Source organism: Pseudoalteromonas sp. bablab_jr010 (genome assembly GCF_016464105.1).
GTDB lineage: Bacteria > Pseudomonadota > Gammaproteobacteria > Enterobacterales > Alteromonadaceae > Pseudoalteromonas > Pseudoalteromonas simplex.
Genome location: NZ_JACDWV010000052.1, coordinates 1 through 12,217, shown reverse-complemented (window position 1 = coordinate 12,217; position 12,217 = coordinate 1). Strand labels below are relative to the sequence as shown.

Below are 12,217 nucleotides of genomic sequence, written 5' to 3'. Positions count from 1 at the left end.
TTTTGAAGGAGTAAGCGATGGCAGATTATAAATCTTGGCTTAGCGATTTAAGTGCATGGCTTAAAGACGTAAAAGATCATGAGCTAAAAGATGCAATGGAAAAATTTGTTGAGTCAGAGCAGGCACTTAAAGACTTAGGGCAAGAAAAGCTCAATCAGTATCGTGACTATCTACAACGCGATATCGACCACATTAAAGAAAACGACAGTCACTATGATTCACTCGCATGGCTAGAGCTTAAAGAATCGCTTTGGTATGAGTTATCGCACATTGAAGATAAAACCCAGCTCGAATGGCAAGCCTTAAACCAAGATTTTCAACATAATGGTGTTTATCAAGAGGGAGAATGGATAGCCATGGGCACATTAGTATGTAAAAATTGTCAGCATAGTTACGATGTTTACCATGCTACGCAAATTACTCCTTGTACTGAATGTGGCGGTATTTATTTTCGCCGTAAGGCATTACAACCTTAATCAGTGACGCAGGCTTGTGCTGGGCGTTACCTATAATGCCCAGTCAAGACTGGGAAATAAGAAGTTAGAATGACAAAAAAACTAATCCCTCTACCTATTTCTGCGTTAGCGCCTAAGATTGCCGCAAGTCATGTTGCGACTTGTATGCAAAACCCATATCCAGAAGCGTTGCCATTTATTGGTCAACAACGTGCACAAAGTGCCCTCGACTTTTCACTCGGAATGGAATTACCGGGTTACAATGTTTATGTGATGGGTGAAGCGGCTCATGGTCGTTACACCTTAGTAAAAGACAAACTCACAGCCCATTCAAAAGACCGCCCAACGCCTAATGAGTGGTTGTATGTTAATAACTATGATGACCACCGCGAGCCAATCGCGTTATTTATGCAAGCAGGTCAATCAAAGCAGTTAGCTGACGATATAGATTCATTTATCGACGAAGTACTCGATACATTCCCAGCAGCTTTTGATAACCCGGGTTATCAACGCAAGAAAAAATCAATCGACCGTGAGTTTACCGATACTTACGATGCGGCAATTACTGCTGTTGAAATTGCAGCACTTGAACAAAGTGTGGCACTGATTGAAGAAAATGGCGTTGTGGGATTTGCGCCTTTAGTGAATGGTAAACAACTGAGCGACAGTGAATTTTCAGCCCTTGATGAGCCACTGCGTATCGAATTTTATGAGGTTATCGAAAAGCTTGAAGATGCGTTAATCGAAGCATTAATAGAGCTTCCTCGTTGGAAACGAGAGTCATCCGAAAAACTACGTAACCTTAAAAAATCAACTGCTGAGCTTGCCACTAAGCCACTCATTAAAGCCCTTGAACATAAATACGCTACGCACATTGGTGTGTTGCGTTATTTAAAAGATATTCGTGAAGAAATCATTGATGCGGTACTTGAATGGCTCGACGATGATGAAAACGACGAAAACAAAGAAGACTTTGACCGTAAAGGGATGCTCACAGACTTCTTTGCACCAAATATTCTAGTCGAATACAAAGAGGGCGATGCAGCCCCTGTGGTGTATGAGCCGAATCCGACTTTTGGCAATATTTTCGGCAAAATTGAATATGCGACTTCGCAAGGCTCGCTTATCACCAGTTACCGCTCAATTCAGCCAGGTGCACTGCACCGTGCTAATGGTGGCTATTTGATTATGGATGCCGAGAAAGTCATGGCGAACCCACAAGTGTGGGATGGCCTTAAGCTTTCTCTAAAAACGCATCAAATCAAAAACGACTTACCTTATCAAGACAGCTCTGTGGGAAGTAGCTTTACGTTACGTCCGCAGCTTATTCCTCTTGATGTAAAAATAGTGCTGCTAGGCTCTCGCGACCTTTATTACACCATTGGTGAATATGACGAAGAGTTTGCAGAGTTATTCCGTGTCCTTGCTGACTTTGATTATTACTTACCAAGTAGCGATAAACTGCAATATCAGTTCATTACCAAGGTAACTGAATATTGTCAGCAAACACTTAATTGCACCGTAAATGAAGCTGCAATGGCAAGATTATTAAAGTTTAGTTATCGCCAAGCTGAGCACCATAACAAGCTCTCAGCTCGCTTTGCAGATGTATTAGAGTTAGTGGCAGAAGCCAGTTTTTATGCCAAACAAGATGGCCAAACCGTGATTGATGCTCATCACATAGATGAAGCCATTGTTGGTAAGCAATACCGCACAGGGCAAATTTCAGAAACCATGCTGAGTGATATTAAAGAAGGGCAAATTTTAATTGCAACCGAAGGTCACGCAGTGGGCAAAGTAAATGGCTTAACTGTGCTACATATTGGTGATACCTCATTTGGCACACCTGCACGCATTACAGCCACTGTGTACGCAGGTGCAGATGGCGTTATTGACGTTGAACGTGAAGCCGAGCTAGGCAAAGCCATTCACTCAAAAGGGGTGATGCTATTAACCGGTTACTTAGGTAATAAGTATGCTCAGCAATTTAGCCTAACGCTCAGTGCCAATATCGCAATAGAGCAAAGCTATGGCTACATCGACGGTGATAGCGCCTCATTAGCAGAGCTGTGCGCGCTTATATCAGCCATTACAAACTTACCTATTAGCCAATCTATTGCACTGACGGGGTCGATTAACCAGCATGGTGATGTGCAATCAATTGGTGGTGTAAACGAGAAAATAGAAGGCTTCTTCAAACTTTGCAAAATGCGAGGCTTAACCGGTGAGCAAGGGGTGATTATTCCTAAATCAAACCAAGTTAATTTAGTGCTTGATGACGAAGTACTCGATGCCGTTGAAAAAGGGCGCTTTAATATTTATGCCGTTGAAACCGTTGATCAAGCACTGAGCTTATTAATGGATAAAGACGCAGGTGAAATGACCGCAGAAGGTTACCCTGAAGGCTCTATAAACGCGCTAGCCTTAGCAAGGCTTGCCAATATTGCAGATATTGTAAATGGCGACAATGATGATGAGAAGGACGCAGAATGATTAATTTAATACTTTTACTGATCATTGGTATTTTTTGTTTTTTAATTTTTAAAAATAGTAAAAAGGCGAAGCTTCAAGCGCTTGAAAATGAGAAGCTTGCCGCGGATTTTTTAGCGAATAATGGTAAAGCTGATGATGTTCATGAAACCGCATCTGGGCTGCAATACAAAGTTGAGCAAAGTTCAGGGAATGACACAAAGCCAAGTGCAACCAGTAAAGTAAAGGTTCACTATCATGGTACGCTTATGGATGGTAGTGTTTTTGACAGCTCAGTGGTAAGAAACTCGCCTATCAGCTTCGGCTTAAATCAAGTCATTGCAGGTTGGACCGAAGGCTTACAGCTAATGAACGAAGGGGATAAGTTTACCTTTTATATCCCGCCTCAGCTTGCTTACGGCCGTAAACGCGTCGGCAGCATTCCAGCAGGCTCGCTACTTATATTTGATGTAGAGTTGATAAAGATTAATGAATAAATATCTTTTTTAGCAATTTATCGTTTTGTTCGCTGACTTTCAGATTTTAGGAATATTCTGATTGTATATGTATATGTATATGTATATGTATATGTATATGTATATGTATATGTATATGTATATGGTTTTATTTATTTCGTTTTTAAAATATAAGGGATTTTTTATGAACAAAATTATAATGTTATTGATTGTTGGTCTTTTTACTGGTGTATCTTTGCCTGTATTTGGTCAGGCAGATGTTGAAATTTGTAACAATTGTTCAAAGAGCCAACAAGAAAGAGTAGCAAGGTTTAGTACTAATTATAATACTGAAGCAATAATTGTTGTTGATATGATCAATGAACGGGCTACAAAGTTCGATACCTACTACTCTGAGGACCGCTTTGGTGAACCAGTTGCAGATGTTTATGAAACTAGCTTGAGCAGTAATGAGCTTCACGATTTAGCGCTCCTTTACGAATATCGGAAAGAATTAGTCCGTGTGGTAACACAGGCTTCTGAAAAAAGCATGCTCGCTCAAGGGACAAACATGCGGAAAAATAATCATACGACCATGCAATCTAGCCCCAGCTCTAATGATAATTATGCGTTAGGAAAGGAAATAGATGTAAAAGGTAGTCCGTATGATTTTTTAGTGTACAGTTTTGTTCGAAATGATGTTTATGATTTTTATTTTGGCGGGAAAACGTCTGGACTCACCAGAATATTGTCACAAACAATGCGAACAATTAAGTTTCCTAATATGAATAAGTTAGAGGTATACGTCCGTATAAACTTTTACAGTGATGATTTAGCACAGACTGGAAATGGCTTTATTAGTGTAACGTTAGATCAAACAACAGAGTCATTCAATATCTTAGGTGGTAGAGATGGTGACAATAATTCCATCCCACTAAATCGTAGTCAGGTAAATGGAAAAGGATTCGTATTTTCAAATGGTGGCGGTGAGCAGGTTAAATTCGGATACTATATTCTTTCATTTGGTGGCGGTGGCGGTGGCGGTGGCGGCGGCTGTCGAGTTGTTAAAACTGAAACTAAGGGAAATAGAACAATTTATACTTATCAATGCTAGTATTGAGATTGGTTTTCTGGTTTTGAACCACCTACTTAGTAGGTGGTTGTCGGTTAAGCTTTGACCAAAATTATTAATGTTCATTTCTTAGGTGTTATTTCTTAACCCTAACAAATACACCCACAGCGCTCAGTAATATCACTACCGCCCATACTGGCCAATTGCCATATTGACTATAAATGCTATCGCCTTTAATTAACGTGATATTGGCTTCGAGTACATCCGCTTTAAATTGTGGCATAGCTAATTGTGATTTAGCGATAGGGTCGTAAACGGCGCTAATACCATTGTTGGTCACGCGAATTAGCGGGCGCTGTAACTCTAAGGCGCGCATACGCGCTATTTGCATGTGCTGATGCGGGCCATGTGAGTCACCGAACCATGCATCGTTACTCACCGTGAATAAAATGTCGGAGTCACTGCGATAATTACCACGAACCAACTCAGAAAAGGCAATTTCATAGCAAATAGCCGGTAAAATGTTTAAGCCATTTGCGCGTAAATTGTTTTGCACTTCATCACCACGGGTAAAGGAGGACATAGGCAAATCAAACAGTGGCGCAATTGGGCGCAAGAAGTCCTGAAACGGCACAAACTCACCAATGGGTAATAACTGATGCTTTTGGTAGCGGTTTTTACCTAAATATTGATAGTGGCCTTCACTGTCATCGTGTTCTTTTTTACCAAGCACTATTAAGGTATTAAAAATGTTACGCGTGTCGTATTGGTAATCAACGATACCGGTAATAAGCGCGGTGTCATTAAACGTTGCAGCACTATCAAGGCCTGTTAAATACTCGGTTGATAATGCTTCAAGCTCAGGCACAGCAGCTTCTGGCCAAACAATTAAATCAGCATTCCAATGCAGGCGAGTCATATCTTGGTATTTGCTCATAGTCGTCCAAAACTCAGACGGCTCAAAACGAAGATGCTGTTTAATATTACCCTGCACCAGTACAGTTTTAATGGTTTTATCTTGGTAGTGTAGCTGGTTGCTGCTTGCAATCGTATATAAGCCAGCTAATAGGGCTACAGAGGCGATAAGTGGTTTGCCATCTTTGCTTGCTAGGCGATATAAAGCAAACGCAATTAACATACATACAAGCGTAATCCCAAACTCACCAATCACTGGGGCTAAAAAATTAAGTGGGCTGTCTGTTTGCGTGTAACCAAAACTCAGCCACGGAAAGCCTGTTAACAATGTGCCACGTAAGTATTCTGTGGTTGCGATAGCGGCGAGTAACCAACATATAAAGCTATATGGGCCTGTAGCAAGGCGTGTTGTCAGCCAAGTAGCTAATGCAGGATAAAGGGCTAAATAAGCACAAAGCAGCACCATTAACGAAAGTGATGCGATTAATGGCATGCCACCAAAGGTCGCTATTGATACATGCACCCAGCTTATACCTGCACCAAACCAACCTAAACCAAATAAAAAGCCATATTTAGCACTTTGTTTAGCGGCTAATTTACCGTTTGCGAGAGGGTTAATGCAGTAGAGTAGAGCACCAAGGGAAAGAAAAGTTATAAACCATAGGTTATAGGGTGCGTAACTTAAGGTTAAAAAGAGGCCCGCAACAAGTGCGAGCCAGGCTTTTTTATCTTTTGCAAGGTGACTTAGGTTAGTTAGCAGTTTCTTCACTGTCGTTATCATCAGCCTTTGGAATGGTGACTTGCAATTGTAAGATACGGCGGTTATCTGCGTTAGTGACTTTAAATTGTAAGCCTTCTACCTCGATTGTTTCACCACGACTTGGCATGTGACCAAATGCATGTAAAACAATACCACCTATGGTGTCAGCATCTGAGGTGCTGTAACCAGTTTTAAAATACTCGTTAAAGTCATCAACTTCAGTCAGTGCTTGCACAGCGTAAACGTGCTTTGCAACTTGGCGAATATCTTGTAGGTCTTCACTTTCATCGTGCTCGTCTTCGATTTCACCAACGATGATTTCAAGGATATCTTCGATAGTGACAAGACCAGACACACCACCATACTCATCAATAACAATCGCCATGTGGTAACGTTGTTGACGGAACTCATTAAGCAGAGTGTCTACACGTTTACTTTCAGGCACTACAACTGCAGGACGCAAATATTCACGTAAAGAAGGCAGTTGCTCATCTTTGTTGATGATCAGTGGTAATAAATCTTTTGCTAATAAAATACCTTCAACATGGTCTTTGTCTTCACATACCACAGGAAAACGTGAATGTGTTGAATCAACCATCATAGGTAATAGCTCTTCTAATGGTGTATCAACCTCTAAGGTTACCATTTGCGAGCGTGGGATCATGATGTCCCGCACTTTCAGCTCTGATACACCTAGCACCCCTTCAATCATATCTTTGGTTTCAGGGTCGATAAGGTCGCGTTCTTGCGCATCGGCAATTACTTCTACCAGCTCTTCTCTATTCTGGGGTTCCCCTTGCAACATTTGGGCTATGCGGCCCAGCCACGTTTTGCCAGAAGAACCCTGGCTAGTTTGCGAGTTGTCGTCGCTCATTGCGTCTAATTGCTCCGTTAATTTAAATATCGTCTCGATATGGGTCAGCGATGTTCAGATCGGCAAGTAATTGCTTTTCTATGCTTTCCATTTCAAGTGCATCTTCGTCCTTTATATGGTCAAATCCAAGTAAATGCAAGCATCCATGGATAACCATATGGGCAAAATGGTCGTGAAAGGTTTTTTCTTGCTCAATTGACTCGGCTAAAACAATAGCTGGGCAAATGATTAAATCACCCACTAAAGGTAACTCAATGCCCGGTGGTGCTTCAAATGGAAAAGATAAGACATTAGTCGGTTTATCTTTTCCGCGGTAATCATTGTTGAGCTGCCTGCTTTGTGCTTCATCGCTGATCACTATAGTCAGCTCTGCATCTTCACGGTAGTTGCTGAGGGCTTTGTCAGCCCATAGCTGGAATTGTTCAAAGCTTGGTAAGTCGTTAAACTCACAGGCTATTTGTAAATCTAATTCGGTCACGAGTTTGCTTCTTGTTGGTTTGCTTGCGCTTCTTTCGCACGTTGCTTCTCTGCACGTTTTAAACGTTCTGCTTCATCGTTTCGCTCATAAGCTTCAACGATACGAGCAACAACCGGGTGGCGAACCACATCGTGTGATTGGAAGAAGTTAAAGCTAATTTCATCGACACCGTTTAATACTTCGATGGCATGACGTAGGCCTGAGCGGGCACCGCGTGGTAAATCGACTTGTGTAATATCACCCGTGATCACCGCTTTTGAATTAAAACCAATACGGGTTAAGAACATTTTCATTTGTTCTGCTGTGGTGTTTTGGCTTTCATCGAGAATAATAAACGCGTCATTTAGCGTACGACCACGCATGTAAGCAAGTGGCGCAACTTCAATCACGTTTTTCTCAATCAGCTTTTCTACACGCTCAAAACCCAGCATTTCAAATAATGCATCGTATAGAGGGCGTAAATACGGGTCGATTTTTTGGCTTAAGTCACCTGGTAAAAAGCCTAGTTTTTCACCAGCTTCAACCGCAGGACGAGTTAATAAAATACGGCGAATTTCTTGACGCTCTAAAGCATCAACAGCTGCAGCAACCGCTAAATAAGTTTTACCTGTACCGGCTGGGCCAATACCAAAGGTAATATCGTGGTGCAAAATATTTGCAACATACACGCCTTGATTATCATTGCGCGGTTTAATAACGCCACGGCGAGTTTTAATCACCATGTCTTTGCCATATACACCTGGGTTTTCATCTTGCTCAAGCGCATTTGATTCGCTAATTGCCAAATGTACGGCTTCAGGTTCAATCTCGCCAATCAGGCCGCGAATAGGTTGAGTTTCAATATAGAGGTTTTTTAGTATCTCAACAGCCGCTGCTGCAAGGTGCAGTTTACCGGTTACTCTGAAGAAATTATCACGGTGTGCAATCTCAACACCAAGGCGGCGTTCAATTTGCTTAATGTTCTCGTCAAACGGACCACATAAAGATGAAAGGCGTTTGTTGTCGGCGGGTTCTAAATAAATCTCTAATGTTTTTAATTGATTACTCAAAATTGCTTCCTATTGATGGGTGCAGGCTGTGCCTGCACCAAGTGTCACCCTAAGGTACGAAAGTAGCAACGCCAATTTCGTTAGGGGCCGTAGCGGCCTCAGCTTCAGCAGCTTTATTTAAAATAGCTGAAGGTGCCACATCACGGCGTAAGTTCATTTCTGATTCTGTACGAATTAATTCACCACGTAAAGAGTTTGGCAATGCTTCTGTAATACGTACATCAACGAATTGACCGATCACTGAGTGAGGGCCTTCAAAGTTAACCACTCGGTTGTTCTCAGTACGGCCACGTAATTCCATTGGGTTCTTCTTAGAAGGACCTTCAACTAGGATACGCTGTTCGGTATCAAACATTTGGCGGCTGATTTGCTGCGCCATTTGCGTGATACGGTTTTGCAGAATGTATAAACGTTCTTTTTTCTCTTGCTCTGTTACGTCATCTGGTAAATCAGCAGCAGGCGTACCAGGGCGCGCACTGTAGATGAAGCTAAAGCTCATATCAAAACCAATGTCATTGATAAGGTTCATAGTTGCTTCAAAGTCTGCTTTGCTTTCGCCTGGGAAACCAATGATGAAGTCTGAAGACATGCTTAGGTTAGGGCGAATTTTACGTAACTTACGAATCGTAGATTTGTACTCGAGTGCAGTGTGACCACGTTTCATAAGGTTAAGAACACGGTCTGAACCACTTTGCACTGGTAAGTGTAGGTGGTCAACAAGCTCAGGTACGTCTGCGTACGCATCAATGATATCTGGTGTAAATTCTACTGGGTGCGATGTGGTATAACGAATGCGGTCAATACCGTCAATCGCAGCGACATAACGTAATAGATCAGAGAAGTAACAAATTTCACCGTCGTGAGTTTCACCACGATACGCATTTACGTTTTGACCAAGTAGGTTTACTTCGCGAACACCTTGCTCTGCAAGTTGGGCAACTTCAAGTAATACGTCATCAAGTGGACGGCTTACTTCTTCACCACGCGTATAAGGCACTACGCAGAATGTACAGTATTTAGAACAACCTTCCATAATTGATACAAACGCAGTAGGGCCTTCCGCTTTTGGCTCAGGTAAACGGTCGAACTTTTCAATCTCAGGGAATGAAACGTCAACTACCGAGCTGCTGTCGCCACTTTGCACTTGCTTAATCATTTCTGGTAAGCGGTGTAATGTTTGCGGGCCAAAGATTACATCAACAAACGGCGCACGTTGACGAATTGAGTCACCTTCTTGCGATGCAACACAGCCACCAACACCAATGATTAACTCTGGTTTGTCGTCTTTTAATAGTTTCCAACGGCCTAGCTGATGGAATACTTTCTCTTGTGCCTTTTCACGGATTGAACAGGTATTGAGTAAGATCACGTCAGCGTCTTCAGCTTCTTCAGTTAACTGATAGCCGTTAGTCGCATCTAGTAGATCAGCCATTTTCTGAGAGTCGTACTCGTTCATCTGACAACCCCAGGTTTTAATATGCAGCTTTTTACTCATTGAAATATAGCCTCGTTTTCAATTCGGTAGTGACACAAAAATGTGTTAGAAACAGGATTAAGTGGCAAGTATGCCGACTTAAAGGACGCGTATTTTAGCTGGATACCCGCACAGATCCAAGTATAGTTTTTATCTTTGTGGTGTGAAATCAAACAAGTCACTGTTTTGAAATTCATAAGCGGTAAATGCACTGACACGCAATATTGAATTACGTTACAATTTATCCCGTATTTAAATAGCCAAATGAGCGAATATTAAATGAATAAAAATAAGGTAATTGTTGTCGGTGGCGGCATGGTAGGTGCTGCTACTGCTGTAAAACTGGCTAAGCAGGGTAGGGATGTCACCGTTATTGAAAAGCACCTTATCGATGCTGATCAAATTTTAAGCTCAGATAAGGTTGATATTCGCATTTCGGCTATTAATCGTTTTTCAGAGAATTTACTTGATGAGCTTGGTGCAATGCCATTACTAAGACAAAATCGTATCGCACCTTATCAACAATTAGAGGCCTACCAGCAACAAGGCGAAAATTTATTGTTTGATAGCCATGAGATTGGCGAAACGCATTTAGGTCATTTAATCGAAAATAATTTAATTCAAGCAAGTCTTTGGCAGCAATTCGCCAAGTACAACATCGAAGTGATAGAGCAGTTATCAGCCATCACGGATATTACTCAAACGGTTGATTCAATCACCTTACATTATGGCGATACTCAATATACCGCTGATTTAGTTGTTGCTGCAGATGGTGGACAGTCACAATTGCGAACTAAAGCTGGTTTAGGTGTAACGGGTTGGCAATATGGCCAGCATTGCATGGGCGTGTTAATCAAATTAGATGCCCCGCAGCAGGTAAAAACGTGGCAACAATTTACGCCAACCGGGCCTGTAGCATTTTTACCGATGCAGGCGCCTTACGCTAATTTAATTTGTTATCACGATGCTGCGGTTTTAAAGCAGTGGCAAAAATTGTCGAATGAGCAACTTAAAGCAAAACTCATTGACCATTTTCCTGAACTACCGGGCGACTTTGAATTACTTGAGCATGCTGTCTTTCCACTTGCACGCCAACATGCCAATGATTACTCGCACGGACGTTTAGTTTTGCTGGGTGATTCGGCGCACACAATTAACCCGCTTGCTGGGCAAGGTGTGAACCTAGGGTTTCAAGATGTTGTAGCACTGGCAGATATTTTGGCAGATCAACCTGATGTTGGTCAGCAAGCGTTATTAAAGCGCTACGAGAAAAAACGCCGCCACGCTAATTTACTAATGATGAGTATGATGGATGCATGTTATTTTGGTTTTTCAAACGAGATTAAACCACTGAGCTGGGTGCGCAGTAAGTTTTTAAAGCTTGCTAATAACACAGGCCCTGCAAAGAACTGGGTTTTAAAGTATGCGATTAGCGGGACATTAAGTTAATAGTAAAAAATTAATCGTACAAAAGGCAAAGAAGCGGGGTAATGAAAATTAGCCCGTTTTTTTGTGCTAATACCAATCCGCAATAATACTTAATCATTTTGAGGGATTAAACCTGTCGCTACCTGCGTTAAAAATTTCTGATTTAGAACAACTAAATAACGAAATTTTTGCCTTGTTATCAACGAGGTTTGATTGCCTCAAAATAGACTACTTAATTAAGCGAATTGGTATAAAATTACCGAATATACTTTGGAGAAACTTGAAACTTGAAACTTGAAAGGGAAGTAAGTAGTTGGCTGGGATACCAGGATTTGAACCTGGGAATGGCAGGATCAAAACCTGCTGCCTTACCGCTTGGCGATATCCCAACGCTAAACTTGAAGAGTTTTAGTTCTACTTAAGAACATGGTGCGGAAGGAGAGACTTGAACTCTCACAACCGAAGTTACTGGAACCTAAATCCAGCGCGTCTACCAATTCCGCCACTCCCGCATCATTTGTACTAATGTACTGGTAGTTATTTTAGACTCTTCATTGAGTATTCTTTATCACTTTGAGAAAGTGGCTGGGATACCAGGATTTGAACCTGGGAATGGCAGGATCAAAACCTGCTGCCTTACCGCTTGGCGATATCCCAACAAAGAATAATTTGATAGTTTGAGTTCTTATCAAGAACATGGTGCGGAAGGAGAGACTTGAACTCTCACAACCGAAGTTACTGGAACCTAAATCCAGCGCGTCTACCAATTCCGCCACTCCCGCATCATT

At 41.8% G+C, this 12,217-nt stretch carries 10 protein-coding genes and 4 tRNA genes; 5 read left to right on the top strand and 9 right to left on the bottom strand.

The window, feature by feature from the left end:
* Positions 1-17: 17 nt before the first annotated feature.
* The 4 genes from JIG37_RS03025 to JIG37_RS03010 all read left to right on the top strand — a co-directional run bounded on the left by JIG37_RS03025 (position 18) and on the right by JIG37_RS03010 (position 4,493).
* Positions 18-476, top strand: coding sequence for a zinc ribbon-containing protein (locus JIG37_RS03025; protein WP_054551664.1), 459 nt, complete (start codon positions 18-20; stop codon positions 474-476).
* Positions 477-545: 69 nt separating this feature from the next.
* Positions 546-2,948 carry an ATP-binding protein gene (locus JIG37_RS03020; RefSeq protein ID WP_062564353.1) on the top strand — a complete coding sequence of 801 codons (2,403 nt, stop codon included), beginning with the start codon at positions 546-548 and terminating at the stop codon, positions 2,946-2,948.
* A complete protein-coding gene (locus tag JIG37_RS03015) occupies positions 2,945-3,421 on the top strand; it encodes an FKBP-type peptidyl-prolyl cis-trans isomerase (RefSeq protein WP_199528675.1) in 477 nt (158 codons plus the stop codon). The genes JIG37_RS03020 and JIG37_RS03015 overlap by 4 nt, the downstream gene beginning before the upstream one ends.
* Positions 3,422-3,584: 163 nt before the next feature.
* The gene (locus JIG37_RS03010; protein WP_199528674.1) at positions 3,585-4,493 is read left to right on the top strand and encodes a hypothetical protein; all 909 of its coding nucleotides are present in this window, start codon (positions 3,585-3,587) and stop codon (positions 4,491-4,493) included.
* A 94-nt stretch (positions 4,494-4,587) separates the two neighbouring features.
* Here JIG37_RS03010 and lnt read toward each other — a convergent pair whose 3' ends face one another.
* From lnt to miaB, 5 genes are read right to left on the bottom strand one after another with little or no spacing between them, the layout of a single operon-like run.
* Positions 4,588-6,135, bottom strand: coding sequence for an apolipoprotein N-acyltransferase (lnt, locus tag JIG37_RS03005; protein WP_199528673.1), 1,548 nt, complete (start codon positions 6,133-6,135; stop codon positions 4,588-4,590).
* Positions 6,116-7,000 (bottom strand): CNNM family magnesium/cobalt transport protein CorC, encoded by an 885-nt coding sequence (gene corC, locus JIG37_RS03000; RefSeq protein ID WP_054551660.1) that lies wholly within the window; start codon positions 6,998-7,000, stop codon positions 6,116-6,118. Before corC ends, lnt begins: the two co-directional genes overlap by 20 nt.
* Positions 7,001-7,022: 22 nt before the next feature.
* The gene (gene ybeY / locus JIG37_RS02995; protein WP_199528672.1) at positions 7,023-7,478 is read right to left on the bottom strand and encodes an rRNA maturation RNase YbeY; all 456 of its coding nucleotides are present in this window, start codon (positions 7,476-7,478) and stop codon (positions 7,023-7,025) included.
* Positions 7,475-8,527 (bottom strand): PhoH family protein, encoded by a 1,053-nt coding sequence (locus JIG37_RS02990; protein ID WP_054551658.1) that lies wholly within the window; start codon positions 8,525-8,527, stop codon positions 7,475-7,477. Before JIG37_RS02990 ends, ybeY begins: the two co-directional genes overlap by 4 nt.
* Positions 8,528-8,576: 49 nt before the next feature.
* Entirely contained in the window at positions 8,577-10,022 is a 1,446-nt protein-coding gene (miaB, locus tag JIG37_RS02985; RefSeq protein ID WP_054551657.1) for a tRNA (N6-isopentenyl adenosine(37)-C2)-methylthiotransferase MiaB, read from the bottom strand.
* A 258-nt stretch (positions 10,023-10,280) separates the two neighbouring features.
* Here miaB and JIG37_RS02980 point away from each other — a divergent pair, with 258 nt between their 5' ends.
* Entirely contained in the window at positions 10,281-11,450 is a 1,170-nt protein-coding gene (locus JIG37_RS02980) for an FAD-dependent oxidoreductase (RefSeq protein WP_199528671.1), read from the top strand.
* Between the two features lie 293 nt (positions 11,451-11,743).
* Here JIG37_RS02980 and JIG37_RS02975 read toward each other — a convergent pair.
* The 4 genes from JIG37_RS02975 to JIG37_RS02960 all read right to left on the bottom strand — a co-directional run bounded on the left by JIG37_RS02975 (position 11,744) and on the right by JIG37_RS02960 (position 12,211).
* Positions 11,744-11,818 (bottom strand) — tRNA-Gln (locus JIG37_RS02975).
* Positions 11,819-11,856: 38 nt separating this feature from the next.
* Positions 11,857-11,941: transfer RNA gene (locus JIG37_RS02970), tRNA-Leu, on the bottom strand.
* A 70-nt stretch (positions 11,942-12,011) separates the two neighbouring features.
* A tRNA-Gln gene (locus JIG37_RS02965) sits at positions 12,012-12,086 on the bottom strand.
* 40 nt (positions 12,087-12,126) lie between these two features.
* A tRNA-Leu gene (locus JIG37_RS02960) sits at positions 12,127-12,211 on the bottom strand.
* Positions 12,212-12,217: the final 6 nt, after the last annotated feature.

What these genes read in the sequence shown, in the direction of transcription:
- JIG37_RS03025 (WP_054551664.1), top strand. Translation starts at nt 18, where the DNA reads ATGGCAGATTATAAATCTTGGCTTAGCGATTTAAGTGCATGGCTTAAA.
- JIG37_RS03020 (WP_062564353.1), top strand. Translation starts at nt 546, where the DNA reads ATGACAAAAAAACTAATCCCTCTACCTATTTCTGCGTTAGCGCCTAAG.
- JIG37_RS03015 (WP_199528675.1), top strand. Translation starts at nt 2,945, where the DNA reads ATGATTAATTTAATACTTTTACTGATCATTGGTATTTTTTGTTTTTTA.
- JIG37_RS03010 (WP_199528674.1), top strand. Translation starts at nt 3,585, where the DNA reads ATGAACAAAATTATAATGTTATTGATTGTTGGTCTTTTTACTGGTGTA.
- corC (WP_054551660.1), bottom strand. Translation starts at nt 7,000, where the DNA reads ATGAGCGACGACAACTCGCAAACTAGCCAGGGTTCTTCTGGCAAAACG.
- miaB (WP_054551657.1), bottom strand. Translation starts at nt 10,022, where the DNA reads ATGAGTAAAAAGCTGCATATTAAAACCTGGGGTTGTCAGATGAACGAG.
- JIG37_RS02980 (WP_199528671.1), top strand. Translation starts at nt 10,281, where the DNA reads ATGAATAAAAATAAGGTAATTGTTGTCGGTGGCGGCATGGTAGGTGCT.